Source organism: Vibrio pectenicida (assembly GCA_024347015.1).
GTDB lineage: Bacteria > Pseudomonadota > Gammaproteobacteria > Enterobacterales > Vibrionaceae > Vibrio > Vibrio pectenicida.
This window is the reverse complement of sequence record AP024889.1, coordinates 162,284-189,254: the sequence shown is the minus strand read 5'-3', so window position 1 is coordinate 189,254 and position 26,971 is coordinate 162,284. Positions and strand designations below refer to the sequence as shown.

Sequence of the window (26,971 nt, the reverse complement as noted above, 5' to 3'; positions counted from 1 at the left end):
CCTATTAGATAAGATAAATATGTAATGGAAACAAAAAATATCAGATAACAAATCAAATCTAGACTTACATTAACATGTGTTATTGGGCCAAAGACTCTAGTAAATGACACAACAAACCATGGAAATAGTATTATGAACGTACCAAATAAGCATGATTTAAGCTTATTATCATAAAACCTAGTACTCATCTATAACTCTCTCCAAGAAAATATTTATACAAGAAATTTGACGTGATAGCTAACATCAAAAATCTAATGATCACAGTGATTTCAATGAAAGTTGATAGTTCTAATTCTTTATAGACCCCATACAAAAATGCAAAGGCAATAAAAATCAAAGATAGAAATGTTAAATTCCTAGCAAGCTTTTCCTTGGACAAGCTAAGAAGGACCCAATCACTAATAAAGAGTAGAAATGAAACCACACATAATACGTATACATCAGTAAGCATCGAAAGTGTACTACTAGAATAATAAGACCAGAAGTATGATTCAATGATGATGGGAGCAATAAAGTAAAAAAGCGGATAAATAACTATGGATGCAATAATAACAGAGACGAACAACATTATAACCATATTCATAAAATGGCGCTTGCCTTCTTCCTGATGGCTGATATTAATTAGTCTTGGGCCCAAAGCATTCATTAATATTCCACTACCCAACACACTACCTTGATATAAAATCATCAGGAATGAATACAGGCCAAGACTAGACATACCAAACAAAATAGAGACTATATACCTTTCAAAACTAACTGACAAATTCCTTAACATAGTCGCCATACAAAAAGGGAAACCCTCAGTGATCACCACTTTAATTTTGCACTTGATACCTTCAAAGACTCTTGAACTCTTGAGTTCAGCGCGGTTAATAATAAAACAAACAATAGAAATGGCTAATAATGAGCTAGCCTCTGATATTATCGCACCATAAAAGCCATAGTCTTCCACAAAAATATACAGGAAAAATAGTACCAATAGTGATTTAAAAAATAGCATCGATGAGAAGCTAATTATCTTCTGACTAGATCTATAAAATGACTCAAAAATATTATAAGGTTGGGCACAACATGCTAAAATCACCATGCTAATGATTAAATTTGTCAAATCAACATCACCTATTATATATGAAGACATAAGAAGAATTGATGATAAAATTATAACTCCCAGAATACTATAACTGAGGGAAATATTACGAACGCTTATGCGCTGAGAGTCATTTTGAGCTGCAGAACCAACTTTCAACATATATTCATTGGAACCCATACTTCCTATATAACCTATATAAATATAGGAAATAATAACGAGTGAGTATTTCCCAAACTCAATGGGTTCCAATAAACTTGCTAAATAGCCAAGCTTAAAAAAAGATAAGCAAGCGCCTCCTATAGAAAAAAATAGATAACAGATATGATTCAAGCTCATCATTTATCCATTTCATTTTTAATATATTTTGCAAGAGAAGCAGATAAGGTTTTCATATTTTCAAGATCATCATAATTCTTCTCATCCCAAGTGCCATCGACTCTAAGTTGTCCACTATCAAGACCACTCAGCAGATGACGAACTAACTCATGTTTATCGCTATTAGATAATTCAGAATAGCCATCAATATAATTAGCAATTTCTTGAGAATGGGAATTTATAGAAATTTTCTTGTAAAATCGTTCATCTGGAAAGTAATATATTGGAGAGAGACTCAACACCGGTTTACTTCTTAAAGCAACCTCAAACCCTACACTTCCAGTCCAAACCATCGTAGCATCATAATAATCAATTAGCAGATTAGAAGGCGTCTGAGTTGGACAAATTGTTACATTTATTTTAGACCCTAAAATGTTATACAATTTTGGATTACGATAACCAATTACATTAGGATGTTCTTTAATAAGGAAATGAAGGTCCTTATGTGAATCAATAAAATCTATTAATACTTCATCATAGTTGATAACTTCGGATGACTCACACCAATAATCAACTGTCGCTTCAGGGATCATCTGAAGAGGTATATATATTATTTTACTATCTACCCGCTTAATTTCATCTTTCCATTCAATATTTCCAATTTCAAAAAGGGGAAATAGATGTGCCCATTCCTTGGATATAATTACTGATTGCCAATAATGATAGTTAAAATAATCTCCAGACGTTATTCTTTTTAAAGAAAAATATGGAATTTTTATAAGATTTCTTATCCATTTAGTTATAATTTTCTTTTTAGTACCAACTTTATCCTTTTTTACAAATCCTGGTAAATATGCTTTATCTTCAAGTAATTTCAATACTTTTTCTACTTCTTCATCAGGAACATCTCTTATAAAGTTATATTCACCTCTAGCAGAGATTCTAAAATAGCCGTTTACAAAAACAGTCACCAGACCTACGAAAGGAACTCCTCTAGATTTACATTCGAAGTAGAGAAGATCCATTATATATGAATCAATTGTTTCGGATAAAACTATATCAGGATCATATCTATCAAAAACATCTATAATGGCATTCTTCATAGCATTCAAGTGTAGAAGAGCGTCATTTTTATTGATACTACGTAGTAATCTACACCTAACTATAATATCTTCATCTATGGGAGATGAGGGGAAATGATTATTTTTAAGAGCATCTAGTTGTTTATAGTAAATAGACCAAAGTCCAGATCTATCAACGGATTTATGTGCACTTAAAATCATATTTTCGTTATCATTGGAAATTTCTTTTACAATGTGTTGAAGATATTTGTCAGACCAAGGGCCTGCATGAGATAAAAATTTCATTAAATGACCATTATGAGTATTTCATTCGTAATTTAGCTATAATTGAAACTTAACTGCAGCCTTAACTCTCGCTGCGAGCGACTATAATCCTTTTCTGAGGTCTGAATTAGCTTTAACAAGCTCTTCTTTCCTACCGATATCAATCCAATATCCCCTAATTTGGAAACAGTGACAGTCATCGCCATTACTAGCCATTTTTTTAAATAAGCTTGGCATGTCGTAGAATTGGTCTTCAGGAATCATTTCTATAGTTTTAGGGCTTAAAACATAAATACCTGCATTCACATCAAAACTAATACTAGGTTTTTCTTCGATTCCTATAATTTTACCACCTTGCTTTTTGATTACACCAAATGGCACTTCATGGCAATATTCACGTACCGCCATTGTAGCTAATGCATCTTTATCTATATGGTAATCTAATAGTTCATCAAAACTTAAATTGGTAAGAACATCTGCATTAACTACAAAAAAAGGTTGCTCAAACTTATTTTTTATCAAGCTTAATGCGCCGGCTGTTCCCATCCTTTTTTCTTCTACGATATATTCAATATCTACAGAAAATTTACTGCCGTCGCCAAAATACTCTTGAATAAGCTCTTTTTTATAATTGAGGCATAGGATAAATTTCCTAAAACCCTGCTCTCTAAACTGCTCAACCAAATGTAGTAACATAGGTTGTTCACCAACATGTAACATTGGTTTTGGAGTATCTTTAGTCAGTTTTCCTAATCGAGAACCTAGTCCTCCTGCCATAATAACAACTGTATTAGGCCTAGAGACAAAGTCGATATCATCTAATGAAAAGATTGAAATAAATTTATTATTATCATCAACTAGCGGCATGTGCCTTCTATGAAGGTACTTTAGGCTAGCGATAACTTCAGATTTAGATGAAGTTGAAGCCATTTTTATAGGTTCAAAATTAATTAGATCCTTTACATTTTCTAGATTATTGAGAATTCCTCTCCTCAAATCTCCATCGGTCAAAATCCCCACAAGATTGTTTTCACTATCTACAAATGAGACCAAACCAATTCCGCTTTCATCTAAAGCCTTAACTACCTCCTTTATTGTTAATTCCTCATTATAAAGAAGTACATGATTCATTACTTTTCCTCATTAAAAATTCAGCGTAATCAAAATCTTCTTGCGTATCTATGTCAACAGATCTCGATCTTGGCATTTTATAGGCAAAAGTATGATCTGAAAAATATTCCCTACGTTCAATTAGAGATTGTTTGAAAACAAAGATGGCACCATTAGGATAGTAAGACTCCCGATACTTTTGTCTATTTTCTATAACTTCATCAGAAAATATACATGTCAGCCTAGAGTCTTCCTCAATGTACTTATGCCACATAACTGGGTGATGTTCTACACAATAGCTGACTACAGAGTCTGCGCTTTTGCTGTAAAATAGCTCTATAGATCCATCTATATCTTGTGTTTTCCTTAGTGGAGAAGTTGGTTGTAGCACAATGAACGAACTAAGATCCTTACCGAACTCATCATTCAATCGCTGAACAGTATAGATGTAATTGTCAATTGCAAGAGATTCATCTCTCGCCAACTCTTTAGGACGTAAAAAAGACTTAATCGCCCCATAAGAGAGAGCTACATCATATGTTTCCTGATCATCGGTAGATACTACCACATCAGTTATATACTTAGAATTCAGAGCTGCTTCAATCGTATAAGCGATCATAGGTTTGCCAAACAAAGATTTAATATTTTTCCCAGGCAAACCTTTAGATCCCCCCCTCGCAGGAACGATAGCAATCATTAAACCAAATCCTCTTTAATTAAAATGTGGTCAAACTTTAAGTCTTTATTGACCTTCATCCCTACAATAAACCCAGACATTTCTGGCTTGATTCCATTACCAGGGCGTTTATAGTCGAGATCTTGCTCAGTGATCACTTCACCTTTTTTCATTGCACGATTAATAACAATGCTTCTGCGAAACTCAGCTTTTTTCTCATCAGATTCAGTTGCCTGAATACGGAAACTTCCCAACGCATCATTGATTCTAGAGGTACCTTTAACAATAGCTTCTAGCTCCTCTTTATTTGCTGATACTTTATGATCCCAACCTTCCATATCTTTATCTAGAGTAAAGTGCTTCTCAATGAGGCTGGCTCCCATAGCTGCAGAAGCTAATGGAATCTCAATTCCTATCGTATGATCAGAAAAGCCAACACAGTAATCAGGATAAGTCTCCATAAGTGTTTTCATATTGTTTAAGTTTACGTCTGAATCAACAGGTGGATAAGTTGATACACAATGAAGAATACAGATTTGAGTATTACCAGCTTCTTCGATGACTCTGATTGCCTTGTCTATTTCATGTAGCTCACTTAAACCAGTAGAAATGACTATTGGTAAGCCTTTACTAGCAATGTATGTGAGAAATGGATAGTTATTTAAGTCCATTGATGCAACTTTGATAAAAGGTGACTTCAATTTATCAACTAAGAAATCAACTTCTTGTTTACTGAACGGAGTAGATGAGCAATCTATACCAATATTATCAGCATAAGCTTTCATATCCAAAAGTTCTTGCTCGGAAATTGAGTATTCTTCTACAATTTCCTCTAATGTGTAGTCCGTTCTATCACGATAGTCATCTGCAATAAAATAGTTATCTTCATATTTTTTCTTAGCAAATACTGAATCTTTGGTCCAACTCTGGAACTTAACACAGTCAGCACCTGCTTCCTTAGCCTCCACAATCAGTTTCTTAGCTAGCTCCATATCACCGTTATGATTTGCACCTAGTTCAGCAATAATATACGGTTTACTAAAATTTTTTAACGTAAAGCACTCTGTAATTTTCATAGTATTCTCTTAATCTATTTCCCACCAAAACGGGTTTTTCTTATCTCTACTTACATTTTGCAATTTATTATCTCGCACTCTATCTATTAAAATATCATTATAGATTATGCAGTTACGATACTCTGTATGGCCTAAATCAAGCATAGCTTGAAAATGGATCTTCCTTATATTCAAAATGTTAATTAAATCAATTTTTGAATATGTACCAATTCCAACGAGATTATTTTCATGTTGTCGATAAAATGTAATGCACTTATTTGTAAATATCGCTTTAAGATCTAAAAGTAGTAATTGTGAATAAATATACCAATCTAAAGCGACTAAATGACTAGGAAATGGAAGCTTAATTTTATTTAAGGCATTTTTTTTCATTGCTGTATTGGATAGACCAAATATATTTGATTCTTTAATCATATCTATTTTTATTTTTTGTCTATCTTCTAGATATTCAGAGAAATAGAAACTATCAATACTAATGTTTGACATAAATGTGGAAACATCATTAATAACTATATCAGCTTCACACAAATATTTCTGAACCACCTCAACTCTATTCTCAGAAAATTTATCATCACTATCTGCAAAGATAATAGTTTCATACTGATTCTGTATTGCAAAACTAACTAATCTTTCTCTATTTTCTATTGGTGTATCTCCAGCCTTAAGGACAATACATTTGAAGTTCGCATACTCATTTATGAGAGGGTCTAAATTATCAAATAAATCATTAACGATTACAAGCTCAAAATCAGAGATGGACTGAGCAGATAGTGACCTAAAGAAATCAACAACATACTCCTTTGGCATGGGGAATATTGTAGTCAGGATACAAGTAGAAGCTGAATTTTTCATCTTATTTTTTTTGCTGGTATTCCGAAATAAATTGCTTGATTAACAGTATCTTTTCTTACCAATGAATTAGCGCCAATTAGACTTTCTTCACCTAGTGTAATTTTCTTATTCGTATTTCCTTCTAATATCGTTGCACCTACACCAATCATGCAAAGATTTTCAACTACAACATTACCAGAAATATTGACAGATGGCATAACTGATACAAAATCACCTATGACACAATCATGTCCTACAGTTGAGTTCAAATTAAAAATGCCAAAATCACCAATTTTTATATTCGTAGTAAACCGAACACCAGCAGTAATAATATTACCAACTTGAGACTCTATTTTAGACTTTTGATTACGCCCGAACGTCGCAGAAGGGTGAATCAAATTTGGATATATTAAATGTGGATACAGTTCTCTTATTTTTTTTCTCGTATGACCATCTCCAACTCCAATAGCAAAATGAAAACCTTTGTTGTTGATTTCTTCAATTTCACTCTCTCTGATTACGTTCAGGCCATTAATTGGTAAACAATCATCTAAATGTGTAAGTAAAACAATTTCGTTATATCCTAGTATTTCACAAATATCCGCTACTTCTTGAGCAAAACCTGAAGTGCCAAAAATTGCAATTCTGTTAGTAATCATAAAAACCCTTTTTCGTTTTCCTACCAAGCCATCCCGCCCGAACATACTGTCTTAACAACGAATGAGCTCGGTATTTTGGATCTCCAGTTTCATAATGTAAAGTTTCCATAATAGATAAACAAACATCATTGCCAATTAGATCAGCAAGAGCCAAAGGCCCTAGAGGATGGTGAGCACCAAGTTTCATCGCTTGATCTATATCTAACTCGCTAGCAACATTCTCTGCTAAAATCGCAATAGCTTCATTAATCATAGGTATCAACATTCTATTCACTACAAAACCAGGAGACTCATTGACAACAATAGGTTTTTTATTCAAAAGATTTGCTAACTTCACAGTTTTTTCGATGATTTCCTCAGAAGTATTTAATCCTTTCACAACCTCAATCAATTCCATTACAGATGTGGGATTAAAAAAGTGCATTCCAATCAGCTTATCTGGGTGGAATGTATGCATTGACAGTGCTGTAATAGAAAAAGAAGAAGTATTGGTCGCTAAAACACAATCTTCTGGCAATTTCTCAGAAACAAATCCTAACAAAGATGCTTTTTCATCAAAGTGTTCTGAGATAGCTTCAATACAAAATGAGACCGAATCTACAGATTCAAAATCATTGACGAGCTTTAATTTTCCATACATCTGCTCAGGTTCAATTGAGTTTAGTTTACCATAGCGGCGCAGATCACGATTTAATTTTCGGTTAGCCGTTTCTTCATGTGTATCAGAACGCCCCCACCAAATAACCTCGCTTACCTCTGCTGTAGCTAATAACAGTGCAGTTATACCACTACCCATTTGACCAGTGCCCAAAACTAAGACCTTCATGTTTTCTCCTAAACAACAGGTGAACTTGGTAAATTTACAAGACAAGATTCCATTTTTTCTGAAACAGTCAAATCGCCACGTACTGCATTTTCAAACATAGGCAACCTATGCATGAGCTGCCAAATCGGTCGAGTCATCACACCAGAACCATTTGTTCCAGCAAGCACCTCTTCACGACTTTCTTTATCTGGGCAAATGACTGCATTTAGCCAGTAGTTTGACTGCGCATATTCTGGTTCAGTGACAAACTTAAAGCCTGTTCCGTTGAAGAAACTCTGGTAGCTTTCTGCAAGTAGTCTCTTCTTTTTCAGATACTGTTCGATGACTTCCATCTGCGCACATCCCAGAGCCGCATTTAAGTTAGGCATACGGTAGTTGAAGCCGGGTTCATCATGGAAGAACTCATAGGGATGAGGAACTTTTGATGTCGTCGTGACATGCTTAGTACGCGCACCTAATTTTTGAGTCTTACATAACACCATACCACCACCACCAGTGGTAATGATCTTATTGCCATTGAAGCTAACAGCACCAAAATCACCAATTGTACCAGTGTGCCTGCCCTTGTAAAACGAACCCAGACTTTCTGCAGCATCTTCAACCAACGCAATGTTCCATTTCAAGCAAACAGCAATCAGTTCATCAAGCTCTACAGGGTGACCAAATGTATGCATTGGTACAACTGCCTTGATCCTTCTACCTGTGTGTCTATGGATACAACCATCGTCTGTGACTTCAGCATTCTCTTCTAGGAATGTATACACAGCCTTAGGGCAAAGTCCTAAGCTCACTGGCGATACATCCAGAAAAATTGGCTCAGCCCCCATATGATATAGGGCATTACAGGTGGCAACAAAGGTCAAAGCTTGTGTGATGACAAAATCGCCTCTTTGAACATCAGCCATATACAACGCAGCATGTAATGCCGCCGTGCCATTAACCGTCGCTACTGCTTTAGCCGTACCAGTGTAAGCCTCAATTTTTTTCTCAAAATCATCAACAAACTTACCAACGCTGGAAACAAACGTACTTTCAATCGTTTCCATTACATAAGCTTTTTCGTTGCCATCAAACTTTGGTGCATGCAAGGGAATAAATTCGTCAGTTTTGTAAGTATCTCTCACAAATTCAACTATCGATGTCGCTTTCATTAAATGCCCCACCTACATCTTGCCATCGAGGTATTTACCAGTTTCTTTGTGCCCAAAATCAGGAATCATGGTAAAAAACAATTTTACAATTTGCTCCTTAGTCCAAGCTCGCTCACCTTTCATCTTAGAAACACTGTTTTCAAACAAAGTTAGAAGGTCTTGTTCATAAAGAGGCTCATTTTTGATGATGCCTAGATTTTCGAATCGAGACATGTCCAACTCTTCTTCGTCTGTAAAAAATTCTTCAAAGTCTTTTTCACCGGTAGTATCACTTACGGTAAATAAGCATGGCCATCTCCCTTGCTCTGGAAGCGTATGTGCAAGCTTACGAGCTTCTTCTTCCGTTTCACATAAGTAAGGTTCATAGCCAAGCTGCTCTATGTATTTCACCGCAATATCCGCAAATGAAACAAGGTGCAAAGCTTCACTCAGCTTCGGGAAGAAAATGTCACGATTTTCGCCAAAGATGCAAGACATCAAACATAGCTCACCTGATTCTTGAGGAGTCACAAAATAGCGCTTAATATCATTTGGCGCAACTATAGGTTGACGCTTTTGAATGCGCTGGTTAAATCCATGCAGAAGTGAACCATCAGAAAACGCGACATTTGCAAATCGAGCAGTTGATATTGCCATTTGCTCACTTTTACGCATCAGGAACATTTCCATAATACGCTTTGATGCTCCCATCATATTGACTGGATTTGCAGCTTTATCAGTTGAAACACAGAAGTACTTTCTCGCACCCGCATCAATAGATTGCTGGATCGTTTTATCTGTATTAAAAATGTTCACATCAATCATGCGCATCAATGTATATGGGTCTTTTTCACTCCTCACATGCTTGAGCGCTGAAAGGTTTAACACATAATCAAACTGCCCATCCGTTTTGATAAACGCATCATACTCTAGAGAGCCTATATCCAAAGCAAAGGTCTGAAAATCACCATCAATGTAGCCAAATGAGCTACGAATATCTCGAACCAATTCAACCATGTTGTTTTCACTAATGTCAACAACATGTAGCTTTTTCGGATTACGTCTAAAAATTTCTTTGGTCACAGCCTGACCAATCGACCCTGCACCACCAAGAACTAAAAAACTTGACCTCGAAACAACATGTGACAGCTCTGCCTCATGATTTTCAATATCTAGTGTAAATAAGGCATCACTGCGACCAATTAGAGGTAGAACATTACTCATTAAAAAATTCCAAATAGTAGCTCAAGCGCTTTAATTCAACAATTTTAACTCATGCCCACTAAATAATCGACTCCAAACTCGACTCACATTATCGTACTCGCTGATCTATTCGCGTAGTAACTATTGCATGATATACTGGCATCAGTTTAATTGCTTACTGGACTGGGATATATTTATGATCATCGTAACTGGCGGAGCTGGCATGATTGGCAGCAACATCGTAAAAGCGCTTAACGAACAGGGTATTAATGACATCTTAGTTGTCGATAATTTAAAAAATGGAAAAAAGTTTCAAAACTTAGTCGACCTTGATATCGCCGATTACATGGATCGTGATGACTTCTTAGCTCAAATAATGGCTGGTGATGATTTAGGCACTATCGAAGCCATCTTCCACGAAGGTGCATGCTCTGCAACTACAGAGTGGGATGGTAAGTATATTATGCTCAACAACTATGAATATTCAAAAGAAATTCTTCATTACTGCCTTGAACGTGAAATCCCTTTCCTATACGCTTCTTCTGCCGCAACTTACGGCGATACTGATACTTTTATCGAAGAGAAGAAGTATGAAGGTGCATTAAACGTATACGGTTACTCAAAACAGCAGTTTGATAACTATGTTCGCCGCATTTGGCAAGATGCTGATGAGCACGGAGAAAAACTATCTCAAGTCACAGGGTTTCGCTACTTCAACGTTTATGGACCTCGCGAACAGCATAAAGGCTCTATGGCTTCAGTAGCATTCCACTTAAACAACCAAATGAACGCGGGCGAAAACCCGAAATTATTTGCAGGTAGCGAAACCTTCAAACGTGATTTTGTCTATGTTGGTGATGTGGCAGCAGTCAATCTCTGGTTTATGCAAAGCGGTGTGTCAGGCATTTTCAATTTAGGATCTGGCAATGCTGAGTCTTTTGAAGAAGTAGCCAAAGCAGTAATCAAGTACCACGAACAAGGTGCTATCGAAACTATCCCGTTCCCTGAACACTTAAAAGGCGCTTATCAAGAATATACTCAAGCTGATCTTACTAAACTGCGCGCAGCTGGCTGTGAGCAAAAGTTTAAAACAGTGTCGGAAGGAGTAACAGAGTACATGCAATTAATAAACAAATAGCTGCAAGTTTCTTGAAGCTCTATCTCAGAGAGGATGTTTAACTACTCCTAGTTTTTAAAACTATTTCCAATTAAAGGTATAAACTTGACAAAGTCAGCAATTCTTCATGTATGCCTTTCTAAAGGCTGGGGTGGGCTAGAAATGTACCCCATCAGAACAGGCAAAGAATTTATCAAACGGGGTCATCATGTGTATGGGCTTTGTACATCTGGAAGCCAAGTTGCCAAAGGTATGCAGGATGCAGGAATTGAAATATTTGAAGTAGAAAGTAAAGGTCAATTAATTTCATCGCAACTAATAAAGTTGAACAAATGGTTGAAAAAGAAAGATGTTAAAATTGTCCATTGCCATAAATCTGGCGATATCCTAGTTTCCGCGCTGCTTAGCCTTCTCACAAAAAGAAAGACCTTTTTTACTGAGCATATGGGTGTAACACGCCCTAAAAAAGACTTATATCATAAATGGGCATACTCCCACTTAGAAAAAGTCTTTTCAATCAGTAATGAAACCTATCGAAGGAATATCAATGCACTCCCCATCCCAAAACATAAAATAGATCGGCTATGGCTTGGTACTGATATACCTCTGACCCCAATTGAAGATAGCGAGGCTATTCGCTTAATTAAAGAAGAAATGGGAATTGATAATAAATCGACCATTGTAGGAAATGTGGGGAGAGTTTGTCCGGGAAAAGGACAAATGGAGCTGCTAGAAGCATTTGCTTTAATCTACCAAAAACACCCTAGACTTAAATTGTTATTTGTTGGAGGCTTAGATGTATCTAATGGTTCAGACAATGACTTTGTAGGCAAACTTAAAGATCGCATTGCTGAGCTTGCTCTAGAAAGCAGGGTACATTTAATCGGATTTCGAAAAGATACAGAGCGCATGCTAGCAATAATGGATATAGTCTGCTTACCCAATCACAATGAAGCATTTGGATTAACCGCCATTGAGGCAATGGCTTCTAAAAAAGCCATTATTGGAGCCAATACAGGAGCTCTTCCGGAAATACTACAGCCAGTCGCAATTCTCGCTAACCCTCACAAGCCTATCGAAATAGCTAATAGTATAGAAATCTATCTCAATGACACCTCTCTTAAAGAAAACAACGCTAATGCCGCCTACGACAGAGCAAAAGCAGAATTTTCAATGGAAAACCATATTAAAAAGCTACGAAACTATTACCAGAATCAAGACTGTAACAAAGATATGCCTATCAACCTAATCACTAGACTTAGGAATAAATTTCGAGTTCAAGGGAAAAGTCACACTATTAAACTATCCCCATCAGCCAAGATTCGTCGGTGTTCGATCTTAATTAAAGGTCAAAACAACACATTAATAATTGAAGACAATGTTAACATTCGAGATTGCCAAATTGAAATTGATGGCGATAACTGCATGATTAATATTAAAAAACACACCATAATTGGACACAATAGCTATCTATCTGCTAGAGAAAATGGGACAAAGCTATCTATTGGCGAAGACTGCATGCTATCGAGGAATGTTAAAATAATGACCAGCGATGGACATGATATTTTAAAGAATAGCACTCGTATAAATCCATCTAAAGATATAAATATTGGAAATCATGTTTGGTTAGCGGACAATGTCACCGTATTAAAAGGAACGTCTATTGGAGATTCCTCGATATTAGGAATAAACTCAACATTAACAAAATCAATTCCCAACAATAGCATTGCAGTAGGCAACCCTGCCAAAGTAATAATTGGTGAAGTTAACTGGAGACATAAGCTAACATTCTAGTATACATTTCAAGCTTAAAGCTTAATCTTCAATGAGCTTTAAACTACCAACCAAGAAACCAAACAAGTATACTGTATGTGTATGATGAAATGGAACATCAGAAAGTCCAGATATTAAAATTAGCCCGCTACATATTATGATCAACCTACGGCTATCTCTATTATCTTCACCCACAATTCCGCTAATGACCCATACAATCAAAAAAACCAAACCAACAGAGCCATACCTTGATAGAGTATCAAGATACTGATTATGGATATGTGGCTGACCGTATGCGAGCTGGTTAGGTATTTGCTTTATTGCTGATTCTAACTTCTCATCACCCACGCCTAATAGCGGTGATTCTAACCATAGATTGATTGCACATCCCCATAAATCGATTCTCGCACCAATCGAAGTTTGGTGATCACCCTCTAAGATTTTATGTATCTCAACAGATGTACTGTCAATTCTCGACTCTAATTCAGCATTAAAAGTAAAAAACAACAGAATAGCCGATGGTATTATAAATAATACTAATTTTCGTTTAGGAGTTTTCTCAAAAAACAGCACAAGCACATAAAGCATGGCTATTGGATATCCTAGCCAAACGCCTCGAGCTTCAGTTAATATTAGCGCTCCCAATGAAAGAAAGGACCCAACCAAAATCAAAAGCTTATTCAACTTACCCTGATAAACACTAACCAAATATAGTGCAGACAATGACAAAAAGGCACAATAAAAAGCATAAGGAATAGGATTCGTGGCAAAACCAACTCTCTGCATCCCCAGCACTAAGTGCTCATACATAGCATTAAAGCCACATATATATGAAGCTATAATAATAGTGTTGAATATCCATTTTTTTGAAAACTTATCCCATGGAATTACGATTAGATATAATAGACATGTTATTAAAGTTCTTGGAAATCCAAAATTATCACCTCTCCATAAATGCATTATTGAAAGATAAATAAATAGAATAAGACTCGAAGAAATAAAAAAAGCAATTGTCTTTTTATTAATACTAGATTTTAAATAATCCTTGTACCTAAAAATACAGTAAATAATAACCAAAACAGATAACCGTGACACCAATGACTTAGTATCTGAGAAGTTAAATATAGAACAAAAGACAACAAAAATAGGAGAGAATATGAATAGTCTCTCAAGCAATAGAGATGTTTTTTTCATCGATATTTTTTATTCATTTGGCTCATTTTAAACTTCCTATACAAGCTATATAGTTCTCGAGTAGGCTTTCTATACCATTCAGCTCGCCTTTCCTCTCCAAGCTGAATAGTGGTATCAAACTCTTGCGGGTTCTCAACTAGGGTAGGGGACAATATGTATGATGGCATATTATGTAAATACACTGAGCCAATATAATTATCAACTGGCATACACCAACGCTCTGAGTCTTTTATAAGCTTTTTTGCAGCAGTTGGGGATATTGCATAACAACGAAGACCGCCGAAATTATCTGTTAGAAATGAAATTTGATAATTCTCACCAGCTTCTTTAGGTATTGCCTCACCTTTATCGTTCTTAGACTCCAACCTCAAAAAACCATAACTATGTACTTTCTCTTCTATCAAAGAAATATAGTCGCTAAATATCGGTTGTATTGCTGCATCGTCTTCAAAAACAATGATAGCTTCGTTAAGCTCTACCGATTTAAGCCAAAGAAGGTAGTGGCTACCATATACACCCAACTCACCTTTCGACGGCACACGACCACTCGTTAGCCACAAGCGCTTGGCATAATTGTAGTTATCAAACAAAGGATGAGGAGGCTCAGCCCTACCATCAACGGCATCGAAAAACTCAAATTCAATGTTCAAGTCATCCAACTGCCTTTTTATGTATCGCCTTCTCTCCGGACTTCGCTTGAGACTAATGACAAATACTTTCACTAAAAGGACTCTCTAAAAATTGAAGCGGTATTAGACCATAGATTGGCCATAAAAAGAAATAAGTTAACACGCTTTAAATCTACATTGACCTGATTTTTACATATCGAATATACCAGGTTGGGTTCCTAATCGATGCTCTCATGTGTTACCCTTAGCATCAAGGCTCCACTTCAACTATTTACATGAAAACCCTCATTATTGGCCCATCATGGGTAGGCGACATGGTTATGTCGCAAAGCTTATACACCACTTTAAAAGCTAAATATCCACATTGTGAGATTGACGTACTTGCCCCCGATTGGTGTAAACCAATTTTACAGCGTATGCCTGAAGTCAACCAAGCAATTGAAATGCCTATTAGACACGGTGAGTTTAACCTGTTGGGTAGACGAGCCTTAGGGAAAATATTGAGCAAAAACCACTACACTCACGCTTATGTGTTACCAAACTCAGCCAAATCTGCTTTGATTCCCTGGTTTGCCAAGATTCCCAATCGCATTGGCTGGAAAGGTGAATTTCGCTATGGCCTTTTGACAGACCTTCGCACTAATAAGCGTGTTTTTCAATATATGGTCGAGAGGTATGTCGCCTTAGTTTCAGGTAGAAGCGAAATGAAAGGTGATGTGTCTTTACAAAGCTGCCCTAAGCCAAAACTGCTTGTCGATCGTAACACCCAAAATTCTGCTTTGCTGAGGCTGGGCTTAGATAAATCACGCCCGATTATAGGGCTATGCCCCGGAGCAGAATTTGGACCAGCCAAGCGCTGGCCAGACAGACACTATGCTAAATTAGCAAAATATCTTATCAATCAAGGTCAACAAGTTTGGCTATTTGGTTCTGTAAAAGACAAACAAGTCACACAACAAATCAAATCCGCTCTAACCATGGAAGAACAGCAGCATTGCTTTGACTTAGCAGGTGAAACATCACTTATTGAAGCGGTCGATTTGCTGGCGGCTTGCCATACTGTGGTATCTAACGATTCTGGGCTGATGCACGTATCTGCTGCTGTTGGCTGTAACATTGTAGCCATTTATGGTTCAAGCTCACCGAAATACACACCACCGCTGACAACAAAATTAGAAATGGTGCATAATGACATTGAGTGTCGCCCATGCTTTAAACGTGAGTGTCCGTTAGGACATCAGGATTGCCTAAACAAGCTCACACCAGAACAAGTCATTTCTAAATTAAAACGATTTTTGAGTAATACTGTATGAAACACCTTTGGTTTGAACGAGGCGCATACGCTTCCAAAAAAGCCCGCCATTATATCGAAACTGCATTCTCTCCCGAAAAAATCACCAAAATAGCAGTTATCCGTCATGCTGCACTTGGCGATCAGGTCATTGTTCGCCCGTTTTTGATTGAAGCACGCAAGTTTTTCCCCAATGCCAAGATAACTCTAGTGGGTGTGTCTAACTATACCTATGGTATGCCAAACGACTTGGTTGACAAAACATTGGTTATGCCAGGTAGAGACAAAAGATCGGAAACTACATTTAAAGACAAGATTAACAACATTAGACAACTAGGCGAACAGGACATTATTTTTGATTTAGCTAGCACTAATCGCTCGCATTGGATGGTGGCTCTTAGTAAAGCAAAAATAAAAATGGGGTTCCCATACAAACCTTATTTATGCGGTACATTATTTAATATGGCCGTATTTCGCTCCGACTTTCAGCCAGAAGTCGAATGCATGCTGGATATGCTCAAACTACTTGGCCATTCACCGCAGCACCCTCTTGACTTTGGTTACCCAGATCACCGAAATCTTAGAGATAGCCAAAACCCGTTTGTTCTGTATTTTAACGGTGCATCTCAGCTAAGAAAAATTTTGTCGAAAGATCAAATGTATGCCGTACTCGAGAGAGCAATTCAAGAAAATCCTGACCACACCCATGTTTATTTGGAAGGGAAAAACGATTTTGAAAAAGGAGAGTTTTTCAAAGAACTGTTCAAATATCCTAACTTTAAGATTCAAGCTTGCTTGCCGCTTGAACAACTTGTTGAACTAACAGCAAAATCTACATTAATGGTGGCACCTGACACAGGAGTTAGAAATATTGCGATCTCAACTCACACTCCTACTATTGGCATATTCTATGTCACTGTCCCCTTCAGGTACACTCCCTTGTATGAGCACCATACTATCGTTATGAACGCTAATGGAGATATACCATCAACCGAGCAAATTACATGGGCGATTAAGCAAACGCTGCAATAGTAGTCAATGACTTATCGGTTGATATATAGGGAGTTATAAAAATGAACAACCTTTCAACCTTAATTGCAAATCGCCTCATTCGCTTAACTGGCAATATTTTTAAAATACTGTCGTATCCGTTTCATTATTTATTGCCAAAACAGCGATTTACGATCCCGGAACATTCTGCTGCAAAAGTAAAACTCTCGGGTCCAAGAAAAATTCCTCGTGAGATTTGGCAAACCAACTTCACCAATAAGGTATCGCTTCCTGTTTATCTAAATTATCTATTCAATCGTTTACTCACTTTGAACTGTAATTACAATTATGTGAGTACTGAAAATCGTGGAAAATATTTGAAAGATAACGCTCCTAAAGAGGTATATGATGCTTATTCGAGACTCACAGATGGAGCTGCCCAAGCGGATTTATGGCGATTGTTTGTTCTAAACCACAAAGGTGGTATTTACATGGATATCGATGCAACCCTTGTTTGGTTTTTAGATAAACTGCTTGGCAATAAAAATGACTCTTTGTACATAAAAATCGCTAACAACACCCGATTTACCAACTATTTTATTGCCTCTAGGCCCAATAATTCAGACTTACAAAAGGCGATTAAGCAAATTATACATAATATAAACAACTATGAGCCCTCTATGGGCGTTTATCATTGCACAGGCCCTACCGTGTTAGACAACCTGCTAAAGGGGAGAGCCGATGTAAACTCGAGAGACAGAAAATTTGTCTGTATTCAAGGTACTTTTACCAATGAGCACTTTCAATATATCGATAAACCGCGCGGTAAATGGACCCACATAAACCTCAACGAACTTGTTAAAAAGAAATGATCATTCGAATTTTATATACTGTGTTACTTAGCTTGTCTGCCCCTTTTTTATTGTATGGATTATTTCGAACAAAACGGGAAAAGCCGACAGTAGGAAAGAGGTGGAAAGAACATTTTGGATACTCGACCAAATTAAGTCATGGAAATGAGCCTGTGTGGATTCACGCCGCGTCAGTTGGTGAAACAATCGCCGTCACGCAGTTTATTCGTGAGTTTAAGAAACAAAACCCCGAGCAAACTATACTCCTCACCACCACAACCCCAACAGGTGCTAAGCAAGCAGAAAGCCTGACTAAGTTGGTCGAGCACAGATACGCTCCTGTTGACTTTCCCTTTGCAATAAAAGGCTTTTTAAAGACGTTCAATCCCAAAAAGCTTTTAATTGTCGAGACAGAACTATGGCCGAACTTGATCCACTATACCCACCAAGCAGGCATACCAATTACTGTACTTAATGCTCGGCTTTCAGAAAAATCCTTTCTTGGCTATAAAAGAGTTCTTCCTATCTTTAGTTCAATGGCTCAAAAACTATCACAAGTCCTATGTCAGTTTGAAGATGACGCCGAACGATTTATTAAACTGGGAGTGCCTACTGAAAACGTGCTTATTACTGGCTCAATAAAGTTTGACATAACCATCACTAAGGAGAGTGTATTAGCTAGCAATAACCTTAGAGAGACTTTAGGCGAGCCTAGGCCGATTTGGATTGCAGCAAGCACTCATGCTGGTGAAGACGAGTTACTACTATCAGCCCACTCTACAATATTAGAATACCACCCAGACGCGCTTCTCATCATAGTACCAAGACACCCTGAGCGGTTTGCTCATGTAACCAAACTTTGTGTTGAAAAATTCACCACAATTACACGCAGCAGCGGAGAAAAAGTCTCTTCAAGCACCGAGGTGTATGTAGGTGACTCTATGGGTGAAATGATGCTGCTCTTAGGTGCTGCTGATATATGTTTTATGGGGGGAAGTCTTTTAGGAAAGAAAGTCGGAGGGCACAACTTACTTGAGCCAGCAGCACTAGGGTTACCGACTCTTACAGGACCAAGCTATTATAACTTTAAAGATATAACCAACTCACTTATTGCGGCTGGTGCATGCAAAGTTGTAAATAACTCTGTAGAAATAACAGCGGCGCTCAATGAGGCACTTAGCAACCCAGTATACTTAAAGTCAGCAGGCGAAGCTAGTAAGCATTTTGTCCAGTTAAATAGTGGTGCGGTTGCAAAAGCATTAGCTTTTATAGGTTAGCAAAGCACAGGGCTCAGTTAATACCTGTCAGTCGTTTATAGCGCTTTGAGACACTATTCTTAAATTTCTGTAATTTATTATCTTTAATTACATCGAGGATTTCGTGTCGCTGAGTTTTAAACATCTCCACAGCTTCATCGAAATTTTGCCCCTGAAGTAATACTTTAGCGAAGAAAGAAGAGATCAATGCATCCCACTGAAGCTTATTACCCCAATAGTGCCGTATCCAATTTTTTGCTTCACTAATCGACGTTGATTGGAGTGCAAGCGACAAGGAGAACTGCTCAACAAGTCTGCGCTCCATGCCCTCTTGGCACATAGCATCACATGTGACCAACGCTGATGATAATACTTTCGATGGGTTCCTCAGCTTAGATATTGCAACCACGCCAGCATTCCACATGGCACTATCAAGCGTCATATCAAATTCACCATAAGTCTTACCTATACCATGGCTCTGCATTTTTTTTCCAGTTCTTCCTAATGGAGAATGAAAGTCAAACTCTCGAATGTGCATTAAGTTATTCCCACCGTCTAGCTCTTTCATCATATCAGTTAGAGACTTATCTGCAATAGTATCGGTATCTAGATACACACAATGATGTTCAGGTTTAACCTCTGCAATAGATAATATTGCCTTGATTTTTATCCGCCAAAAAAAATCAACATCACCACGCCATTTCTGGAGCGTATTCTCATCCACACCCACGACATTAAATTGCGCTCCTAGCCATTGGTAGAAATCGGTTTTATCGGTAACAATTGTGAAACTATAATCTCTATCATCAGGCATATGCGCTGCTATACTGATCATCGAATACACTAACTGGCTGTGATACTGTGTTTTTTCTCCAAATGCGAGAAAAATAAACTCAACGGGTGTTTTATTCATAGTTTTTTCGTCTAAAAGTTTATATAAAGGCGTGACTAATATAATGATTTCATTATGATACCCTACCCTATAGCTTTTGGGTAACACTAAGACTCACTTCTGTAACCCTGCAATAACATATGAAGCTCTTCTTTTTGCCAGTATGCTTGATATCTAGTCACTTCCTTTTCAAACGATCGCTTAAGTCTATCGAGATTACCCTGCTTCCAAGCATCGCCGGACTGTTCAAAACACTTATCAAAGTCAATTATCCATACTTTATCACTATCATCTATCAGGATATTGTGAATATTGAGATCGGTATGGTTGACTTGGGCATGATGCATTTTACCGATTTCCTGGCCAATTTTTTTATACATGTCTGCTGGCAGTGGCTCTTTAATCAAGATAGAAAACAAATCTCGAGCATTCGGTATTTTTTCGCTGAGAAGATCAGCTTTGTACGTCAATCCACTACGAATCGCTCTTGCAGCAATAGGTTTGGGAACATTAACACCAGCTTTTATTAAGGTCTTAAGCAGATCAAATTCCTTAAAACTACGGGTTTTTCCCCAACCTAAAAATAAGTAGCTATCGGCAATCAATTTACCAAACAAACCACCACGGCGATAATGCCTCAAAGCTGCTTGTATAGTTTGCGTTTGGACAAACCAAGTGGTGCCTCGCCCCTGAGCATTGCCAATGACTTTACCTTGCTGCTGCCAAAATTCAGGAGAGAAAACCTGCATTGGTTCATCTTTAAGCAAAGTTTCATCGTACCAAATTGTTTGGTTATCAAAATGCAACGTTTTCATGCTTGGTTTTCTCTTAATAAATACTGACTGGTATTTTACATTTATTGAATGGCTCTGCATAATCTTCAGCACCGTTAGTGACAAGAAATACCTATGAGTCTTTTTTCATCTCCGCCTGATTCTCTGTGCATTCTGCGTTTATCTGCCATTGGCGATGTTTGTAATACCGTTGCCGCTGTGCAGGCGATTCAGCATCAATGGCCTCAAACAAAGATTGTCTGGGTTACTGGTAAACTTGAAGCCAAGTTGCTGGAAGGAATATCAGGTATAGAAATAATAGTTTTTGATAAAAAAGAAGGCTGGCAAGGATATAAAAAACTATGGCGAGCGCTGAAAGGACGCAAATTTGATGCACTTTTGCATATGCAATACGCCTTTAGGGCCAGTCTTGCCACTTTGGGTATTAAAGCCACGTATAAACTCGGCTTTGACAAGCGAAGAAGTCAAGATTTACAAACCTGGTTTACTAATGTCAAAGTGCCTTCTCCAGATTCGATGCATGTACTCGATGGTTTGCTGGCATTTGGTCATACACTAGGAATTCGTGATATGACGCCAATTTGGTCACTAGCTTATTCAGATCAAGACAAATTCTGGGCAACAAAACAACTTTCTGCCGAGAATAGAAACCTTGTACTCGTTCCTGCAGCAAGCAAAGCATACAAAAATTGGACGTTGCGAGGTTACTTAGCCTTGATCCAGCACGCCACTCAGCAAGGCTGGCAAATCATTTTAGCAGGAAGCCCAGCCCAAATAGAAGTGGATTTGGCCGCTGAGATTGAAAGCAAAACAAAATGTAAGCTAAATAATCAAGTTGGTAAAAGCTCGCTCAAGCAAATGCTTGCCCTCATCGACAATGCCGATCTTGTCATCGCACCTGATACTGGCCCAGCGCATATGGCCAACGCTATGAATACTCCAGTGATTGGGCTCTATGCTCATCACAACCCAGAGCGAACTGGCCCCTATCAATATCGCCAATATGTAGTCTCAGCCTATGAGCAGGCCATCTTAGCTGAGACAGGAAAGTCTTTTGAAGAACTTAACTGGCGAGCTCGCGTTAAAGACAAAAATGCTATGCAGCGTATTCAACCACAGCAAGTCATCGCTATGTTTGATAAAATGACTGGCGAACTGGATCTGACTACCAATCTGCAAAAGTAATTCTAATCTATGAGGTATCCGTGTGAGTAAACCAAGTATTGCGGTCGCCTTGATCGTAAAAAATGAAGCGCAGCACTTAAAAGCCTGCCTTGAAACCGTACATGACTGGGTTGACGAAATTGTGGTGCTAGACTCTGGCAGCACGGACAATACTGAAGCTATTGCCCGTAGCTTCACCGATAAATTTTTTGTTAATACCAGTTGGCCTGGTTTTGGGCCGCAGCGTCAATTAGCCCAGTCATACGTAGAGTCTGATTATGTTCTTTGGCTCGATGCCGATGAGCGCGTCACACCAGATCTCAAAAACAGCATTATATCTGCAGTGAGTACTAACCAACCAGAGACCATATACCAGACTGCGCGGCTAAGTTGGGTCTTTGGCCGCTATATCCGTCACTGTGGCTGGTACCCAGACAAGGTTCTACGCTTATACCCAACCAAACTGACACAGTACAATGACGCACTGGTGCATGAAAAAGTCCAAGTATCTAAAGCAATGAAAGTGGAAACACTAAATGGCGACCTTATTCACTTTACCTATAACGACATGAACCACTATTTGGTTAAGTCAGCAGGATATGCCAAAGCGTGGGCAGAGCAGAGAGAGAGAAAAGGCAAAAAGGGCAGCATTTTACAAGGTGCACTGCACGCACTTGGGTGTTTTTTGAAAATGTATGTCTTAAAGGCAGGATTTCTTGATGGCAAACAAGGCCTACTGCTTTCTTTGCTGTCAGCGCATTCGACCTTTGCTAAATATGCCGACCTCTGGATTAGAAGTGAAACAGACAAGATGCCAAACTCGTTTTAAATTCTGACATGACGCTATGCCGTATTCCTAAAGGGTGAATTGCTCATTCCTTGGGATCGTATTTGAACTTGCTGTTTACCCATGGCTGTAAGTCTTTAACAACGGAACTGATATCAATTCTGGCCATATCTTCTTGGCTGGCTTTATCATCTGCCTCAGGTGGACAAAAAGCAATGTGATTATTGGCAGAGTTAATCGGCTGCCAACGCAGCGGTGTTGCAGAGCGCTTACTGGGGAAAAACCCTACAGTTGGCACGTCGATAGCAGCAGCTATGTGCAGCGGCCCTGTAGAACCTGCGATAAAAAAATCGGCGCAAGCAATGGCAAGAGCAAAATCAATTAAGCCCTCATTCTTGTCATAAACCACAGAATATCTGCCTTTTTCTTCTAACAAACTGTGTAATTCTGCTGCTTTTTGTTCCTCTCCGGGGCCAGCTGTTAGCACTACCTCTAACTCTGCTGATAACCCACAAATTAGCTCGGTATACTGTGATAAAGAAAGATTGTTAGCAGAGCCTCCGCTACCTGCATGGACAAACAGCCAAGGTCTTTCCCTATTCAAATATAATTTCTGCGCGAGCTTTTGCTTTTGGTTGTCAATATCTTGGGCTGAAAAAGACAAATAAGGCGCTTTAGGCTCAACTATCTCTTTGCCGAGATCAGTTAAAAAAGCCCTTACTAAGTCGAGGTTGTATTCGTATTCAGGCTTAGCCGATTGTGAACGCTTCTGCTTAATACGCTTATTGTATAAAATCTGCGCCAGCTTAGTCGCTGGTGCCAAACGATACGGAATGTTTGCTTTCCAGACTAATTTGGCGTTGTAGGTTGTCGAAAATAGATTAATCGAAGCATCAAAGCGCTCAGACTTTAGTATCTCTACCAAAGATGACTGGGCTTGTTTAGTACCCTTACTTGTCGGATCAACAAGCACCTCATCTATCCAAGGACAAATCTTGGCAAGAGCTACAGTATAGCTAGGAACCAACGCAGTGATCTTACAATCAGGTAAAGAGGCTTTAAGCATGGCAAGGCTTGGCCAAGCAAGCATAAAGTCGCCAATTTTATCGTTTCGGACAACCAGTATTTTTTTCATTACATTTCAAGAGATCGAACTTTTGTCTCAATGATAACGGCTAAGTTGGGTAAACGTGAGCCTTTTTGTTACCATTAAGCGAGATAAATAAATCTATTGAGTACATAACAGTGACCAAAAAACGTCTTTCCAGAGTAATATACCCAGGGACTTTTGACCCTATCACCAATGGCCACTTAGATCTGATAGAGCGAGCAGCTGATATGTTTGACCAAGTCACCATAGCCGTTGCAGCAAGTCCTAGTAAGAACACCATGTTCACATTAGATGAACGAGTAACCTTCGCCCAACAAGTAACTCAGCATTTAGATAATGTTAACTCCAAAGGTTTTTCTGGCTTGATGGTTGATTTTGCCAAACAAGAAAACGCAAATGTTCTGATTCGAGGACTGCGCACTACAGTCGACTTTGAGTATGAGTTTGGTCTCACCAATATGTACCGCAGACTAATGCCAGGTTTGGAAAGTGTATTCCTAACACCTGCAGAAGAGCATGCGTTTATCTCTTCAACGATTGTACGAGAAGTGGCTATTCATGGCGGTGATGTGACTAACTTTGTACCAGAAGTAGTAGCGTATGCATTAAAAGGAAAAAACCACATATAAAATCAGCGGCAAAGGCCGCTGATATCATTGCTGACAATTATCACAGAAAAACGTATTACGCTGACCAATTTTCTGCTCTTGGATGGTTCCACTACAATTCTGGCAAGGCTGACTAGCCCTACCATATACTTGCAATTCTTGTGCAAAGTAGCCTGGCTTGCCATCTGCTTGGGCGAAATCCTTAAGCGTGGTTCCACCTTGCTTAATCGCGGTATCGAGAACCTGCTTTATTTCCTTCACTAGCCTTACCCATTCGTTATCAGTAAGTGAGCCAGCAGAACGGCTAGGGTGAATTCTAGCGCCAAACAAAGACTCACTGGCGTATATGTTTCCGACACCAACAACTATCTTGTTGTCCATAATAAACTGCTTCACCGTAACTCGCTTTTTGTTTGCTTTAGCCTTGATATATGGCGCATCAAATGCTTCTGTTAAGGGCTCTGGCCCCATCTTAGCCAATGCTTGATGCTCACCATTTTCAGTCCAAAGCCAAGCACCAAAACGCCTAGGATCGTTATAGCGCAAAACTTTTCCATTGGTTAGCTTTAAATCTACGTGGTCATGCTTGCTCGGCTCTATTTCTGCATCGAGCACTCGCAGCGAGCCTGACATACCTAAGTGTACAATCGCACTGCCAACATTGGTTTCAATGATTAAGTACTTGGCTCGACGAGAAATACTGCGTATTACCTGGCCTTCCATTTTCTTTAATTCATGAGGGATATCCCAACGTAATTTAGGGGTTCGAAAAGTCAGCTTTGCTACTGTTTGTCCGGCTAGGTGTGGAGTGATACCAAGACGACTTACTTCAACTTCAGGTAATTCAGGCATAGGACTCTTATGCTTATTGGATAGAGTCGACTAAGGTAACAAATATTCAGGCTTAACTGAAATCGCTATCCATTGATCTTGCCAGTTTTTTAAGAGCCAAAATTTCGGAGCTTTATAGAAGGTGATCCTCTGTGGCTCTTCTTGATCTTGATACCAAACTTCAATTGTACGCGGCGAACTCAGCTGAGGTTTAAGGCTATCAAAAGTCTGCTCGCTGACTTGGGTGCCCATTAAGCTTATCCAGCGCTGAGCTAATTCAGCCGCAGGCATATGGCTTTGCTTAGTTAGGTTCCATTGTCCATTTTGGTATTCCAACGACCAATCAGAAAAATGCAGCGCCCTTAACTCAGCCGATGGATTTAGTAGATAGGGATGAGCATCACTAATAACTGTCGAGTCATCATTAATTAAATAGGTTTTAATAATGGTTGGCAGATTAAGAATCATAATAAAGGCAATAATGCCTAGAATCATGATGTTGTTCCAGCGACGACGCCTCGAAGTAGAAACACGCATGGGTTGAGTTTTCCGTTTAAGTTACTGTAACAAAAGGTAGCAGAAAAAAATCATGAGGGAAATGAAAGAGAAATTTGCTTTGATTGGCAAATCATCTCCAAATAGACAGTTAAAGCGAGATCTACACTTAAATATTGACGAAAAACAAAAAACCCAGCATATTTGCTGGGCTTCTAGTATGGACTTCCGCTAGAGAAGCCTAGAAGAAAAATCAATTACTTGATTTTCGCTTCTTTGTACATAACGTGCTGGCGAACAACTGGATCAAACTTTTTGATCTCAAATTTGCCTGGCATATTACGCTTGTTCTTATCAGTCGTATAGAAGTGACCAGTACCTGCTGAAGATACTAGACGGATTTTCTCACGTACGCCTTTCTTTGCCATTGCCTATTTCCTCTTAAACGTTTTCGCCATTTGCGCGAATGTCAACAAGAACAGCATCGATGCCTTTCTTGTCGATGATACGCATACCTTTAGCAGATAGACGTAGTTTAACAAAACGTTTTTCGCTCTCTACCCAGAAACGATGAGTTTGTAGGTTCGGCAGAAAACGACGCTTAGTAGCATTACGTGCGTGTGAACGGTTGTTACCCGTTACTGGACGCTTACCAGTTACTTGGCATATTCGTGACATGAATGTCTTCTCCAAAATCGTTTCAGCTCGATATCAACCTTGGTGGCCGAACCTCTCTATTTCTTCTCGTAGAAGAATGTAGAGGTCTTATACCGTTATGGAAACCCATACAAGGCTATCAAAGGTCGCGCATTATACTAACTTGACTAGCATTGCTCAAGACCCGAACAGATCCTTTTTCAAGGTTTTCGTGATCTTTTTTAGGCAGAGCTGATAATAGTTCAAAAAATGTCGGAGGATTGTAGCAG

The 26,971-nt window shown here is 38.4% G+C and carries 28 protein-coding genes and 1 pseudogene; 10 read left to right on the top strand and 19 right to left on the bottom strand.

Translation table 11 applies throughout. The features are described 5' to 3' along the window. Nucleotides 1–184: 184 nt before the first annotated feature. The 10 genes from OCV27_RS00890 to OCV27_RS00845 form a co-directional block, all read right to left on the bottom strand. Nucleotides 185–1,429 carry an oligosaccharide flippase family protein gene (locus OCV27_RS00890; RefSeq protein ID WP_125323118.1) on the bottom strand — a complete coding sequence of 415 codons (1,245 nt, stop codon included), beginning with the start codon at nt 1,427–1,429 and terminating at the stop codon, nt 185–187. Next, nucleotides 1,426–2,772, bottom strand: a complete 1,347-nt coding sequence (locus OCV27_RS00885; RefSeq protein ID WP_337969257.1) for a capsular polysaccharide export protein, LipB/KpsS family — start codon at nt 2,770–2,772, stop codon at nt 1,426–1,428. The genes OCV27_RS00890 and OCV27_RS00885 overlap by 4 nt, the downstream gene beginning before the upstream one ends. A gap of 81 nt (nt 2,773–2,853) precedes the next feature. Next, nucleotides 2,854–3,882: a nucleotidyltransferase family protein gene (locus tag OCV27_RS00880; RefSeq protein WP_125323405.1), complete on the bottom strand. Its 1,029-nt coding sequence runs from the start codon at nt 3,880–3,882 to the stop codon at nt 2,854–2,856. Beyond that, nucleotides 3,860–4,558: an acylneuraminate cytidylyltransferase family protein gene (locus tag OCV27_RS00875; protein ID WP_125323406.1), complete on the bottom strand. Its 699-nt coding sequence runs from the start codon at nt 4,556–4,558 to the stop codon at nt 3,860–3,862. The genes OCV27_RS00880 and OCV27_RS00875 overlap by 23 nt, the downstream gene beginning before the upstream one ends. After that, nucleotides 4,558–5,613, bottom strand: a complete 1,056-nt coding sequence (locus tag OCV27_RS00870) for an N-acetylneuraminate synthase family protein (protein ID WP_125323407.1) — start codon at nt 5,611–5,613, stop codon at nt 4,558–4,560. Before OCV27_RS00870 ends, OCV27_RS00875 begins: the two co-directional genes overlap by 1 nt. Before the next feature lie 9 nt (nt 5,614–5,622). Continuing rightward, the gene (locus OCV27_RS00865; RefSeq protein ID WP_337969256.1) at nt 5,623–6,465 is read right to left on the bottom strand and encodes a glycosyltransferase; all 843 of its coding nucleotides are present in this window, start codon (nt 6,463–6,465) and stop codon (nt 5,623–5,625) included. Continuing rightward, nucleotides 6,462–7,103 (bottom strand): PglD-related sugar-binding protein, encoded by a 642-nt coding sequence (locus OCV27_RS00860; RefSeq protein WP_185759742.1) that lies wholly within the window; start codon nt 7,101–7,103, stop codon nt 6,462–6,464. The genes OCV27_RS00865 and OCV27_RS00860 overlap by 4 nt, the downstream gene beginning before the upstream one ends. Further along, nucleotides 7,093–7,914 carry a 3-hydroxyacyl-CoA dehydrogenase NAD-binding domain-containing protein gene (locus OCV27_RS00855; protein ID WP_337969255.1) on the bottom strand — a complete coding sequence of 274 codons (822 nt, stop codon included), beginning with the start codon at nt 7,912–7,914 and terminating at the stop codon, nt 7,093–7,095. Before OCV27_RS00855 ends, OCV27_RS00860 begins: the two co-directional genes overlap by 11 nt. Nucleotides 7,915–7,937: 23 nt before the next feature. After that, nucleotides 7,938–9,080 carry a LegC family aminotransferase gene (locus OCV27_RS00850; RefSeq protein WP_185759743.1) on the bottom strand — a complete coding sequence of 381 codons (1,143 nt, stop codon included), beginning with the start codon at nt 9,078–9,080 and terminating at the stop codon, nt 7,938–7,940. 12 nt (nt 9,081–9,092) lie between these two features. Next, nucleotides 9,093–10,283 (bottom strand): UDP-N-acetylglucosamine 4,6-dehydratase, encoded by a 1,191-nt coding sequence (locus OCV27_RS00845; RefSeq protein WP_125320258.1) that lies wholly within the window; start codon nt 10,281–10,283, stop codon nt 9,093–9,095. 175 nt (nt 10,284–10,458) lie between these two features. Here OCV27_RS00845 and rfaD point away from each other — a divergent pair, with 175 nt between their 5' ends. From rfaD to OCV27_RS00830, 3 genes and pseudogenes are all read left to right on the top strand, one after another. Continuing rightward, complete coding sequence (rfaD, locus tag OCV27_RS00840) at nt 10,459–11,400, top strand: ADP-glyceromanno-heptose 6-epimerase (protein ID WP_125320259.1); 942 nt, start codon at nt 10,459–10,461, stop codon at nt 11,398–11,400. Nucleotides 11,401–11,541: 141 nt separating this feature from the next. Further along, nucleotides 11,542–12,471 (top strand): annotated as a pseudogene (locus OCV27_RS00835) (glycosyltransferase family 4 protein); the annotation flags it as partial. Nucleotides 12,472–12,612: 141 nt separating this feature from the next. After that, complete coding sequence (locus OCV27_RS00830) at nt 12,613–13,173, top strand: acyltransferase (RefSeq protein WP_125320297.1); 561 nt, start codon at nt 12,613–12,615, stop codon at nt 13,171–13,173. 21 nt (nt 13,174–13,194) lie between these two features. On the opposite strand, the gene OCV27_RS00825 is transcribed toward OCV27_RS00830, so the two are convergent. Both OCV27_RS00825 and OCV27_RS00820 read right to left on the bottom strand, forming a co-directional pair. Then, nucleotides 13,195–14,346, bottom strand: a complete 1,152-nt coding sequence (locus tag OCV27_RS00825; RefSeq protein WP_125320260.1) for an O-antigen ligase family protein — start codon at nt 14,344–14,346, stop codon at nt 13,195–13,197. Then, nucleotides 14,343–15,068 (bottom strand): glycosyltransferase family 25 protein, encoded by a 726-nt coding sequence (locus OCV27_RS00820; RefSeq protein WP_125320261.1) that lies wholly within the window; start codon nt 15,066–15,068, stop codon nt 14,343–14,345. Before OCV27_RS00820 ends, OCV27_RS00825 begins: the two co-directional genes overlap by 4 nt. Nucleotides 15,069–15,250: 182 nt before the next feature. Here OCV27_RS00820 and waaF point away from each other — a divergent pair, with 182 nt between their 5' ends. From waaF to waaA, 4 genes are read left to right on the top strand one after another with little or no spacing between them, the layout of a single operon-like run. Further along, a complete protein-coding gene (waaF, locus tag OCV27_RS00815; RefSeq protein ID WP_125320262.1) occupies nt 15,251–16,288 on the top strand; it encodes a lipopolysaccharide heptosyltransferase II in 1,038 nt (345 codons plus the stop codon). Then, on the top strand, nt 16,285–17,298 hold the full coding sequence (locus OCV27_RS00810; protein WP_125320263.1) for a glycosyltransferase family 9 protein: 1,014 nt from the start codon (nt 16,285–16,287) through the stop codon (nt 17,296–17,298). The genes waaF and OCV27_RS00810 overlap by 4 nt, the downstream gene beginning before the upstream one ends. Before the next feature lie 41 nt (nt 17,299–17,339). After that, nucleotides 17,340–18,128: a glycosyltransferase family 32 protein gene (locus OCV27_RS00805; protein WP_125320264.1), complete on the top strand. Its 789-nt coding sequence runs from the start codon at nt 17,340–17,342 to the stop codon at nt 18,126–18,128. Beyond that, nucleotides 18,125–19,384: a lipid IV(A) 3-deoxy-D-manno-octulosonic acid transferase gene (gene waaA, locus OCV27_RS00800; protein WP_125320265.1), complete on the top strand. Its 1,260-nt coding sequence runs from the start codon at nt 18,125–18,127 to the stop codon at nt 19,382–19,384. The genes OCV27_RS00805 and waaA overlap by 4 nt, the downstream gene beginning before the upstream one ends. A 13-nt stretch (nt 19,385–19,397) precedes the next feature. On the opposite strand, the gene OCV27_RS00795 is transcribed toward waaA, so the two are convergent. Continuing rightward, nucleotides 19,398–20,276 carry a hypothetical protein gene (locus tag OCV27_RS00795; protein WP_125320266.1) on the bottom strand — a complete coding sequence of 293 codons (879 nt, stop codon included), beginning with the start codon at nt 20,274–20,276 and terminating at the stop codon, nt 19,398–19,400. Between the two features lie 86 nt (nt 20,277–20,362). After that, nucleotides 20,363–21,070, bottom strand: a complete 708-nt coding sequence (locus OCV27_RS00790) for a 3-deoxy-D-manno-octulosonic acid kinase (protein WP_125320267.1) — start codon at nt 21,068–21,070, stop codon at nt 20,363–20,365. A gap of 93 nt (nt 21,071–21,163) precedes the next feature. Between OCV27_RS00790 and OCV27_RS00785 the strand changes: the two genes are divergently transcribed. Then, nucleotides 21,164–22,234, top strand: coding sequence for a glycosyltransferase family 9 protein (locus OCV27_RS00785; RefSeq protein ID WP_125320268.1), 1,071 nt, complete (start codon nt 21,164–21,166; stop codon nt 22,232–22,234). A 22-nt stretch (nt 22,235–22,256) separates the two neighbouring features. Beyond that, nucleotides 22,257–23,042, top strand: a complete 786-nt coding sequence (locus OCV27_RS00780; RefSeq protein ID WP_125320269.1) for a glycosyltransferase family 2 protein — start codon at nt 22,257–22,259, stop codon at nt 23,040–23,042. A gap of 43 nt (nt 23,043–23,085) precedes the next feature. On the opposite strand, the gene OCV27_RS00775 is transcribed toward OCV27_RS00780, so the two are convergent. Continuing rightward, a complete protein-coding gene (locus OCV27_RS00775) occupies nt 23,086–24,135 on the bottom strand; it encodes a glycosyltransferase family 9 protein (protein WP_125320270.1) in 1,050 nt (349 codons plus the stop codon). A gap of 110 nt (nt 24,136–24,245) precedes the next feature. On the opposite strand from OCV27_RS00775, the gene coaD reads away from it, so the two are divergent. Further along, on the top strand, nt 24,246–24,740 hold the full coding sequence (gene coaD / locus OCV27_RS00770; protein ID WP_125320271.1) for a pantetheine-phosphate adenylyltransferase: 495 nt from the start codon (nt 24,246–24,248) through the stop codon (nt 24,738–24,740). A gap of 24 nt (nt 24,741–24,764) precedes the next feature. On the opposite strand, the gene mutM is transcribed toward coaD, so the two are convergent. From mutM to rpmB, 4 genes are all read right to left on the bottom strand, one after another. Then, nucleotides 24,765–25,571: a bifunctional DNA-formamidopyrimidine glycosylase/DNA-(apurinic or apyrimidinic site) lyase gene (gene mutM, locus OCV27_RS00765; protein ID WP_125320272.1), complete on the bottom strand. Its 807-nt coding sequence runs from the start codon at nt 25,569–25,571 to the stop codon at nt 24,765–24,767. Nucleotides 25,572–25,601: 30 nt separating this feature from the next. Then, a complete protein-coding gene (locus tag OCV27_RS00760; RefSeq protein WP_125320273.1) occupies nt 25,602–26,087 on the bottom strand; it encodes a hypothetical protein in 486 nt (161 codons plus the stop codon). Between the two features lie 215 nt (nt 26,088–26,302). Then, nucleotides 26,303–26,473 carry a 50S ribosomal protein L33 gene (rpmG, locus tag OCV27_RS00755; RefSeq protein ID WP_004410866.1) on the bottom strand — a complete coding sequence of 57 codons (171 nt, stop codon included), beginning with the start codon at nt 26,471–26,473 and terminating at the stop codon, nt 26,303–26,305. Nucleotides 26,474–26,486: 13 nt separating this feature from the next. Further along, entirely contained in the window at nt 26,487–26,723 is a 237-nt protein-coding gene (gene rpmB / locus OCV27_RS00750; RefSeq protein WP_125320274.1) for a 50S ribosomal protein L28, read from the bottom strand. Between the last annotated feature and the right edge of the window lie 248 nt (nt 26,724–26,971).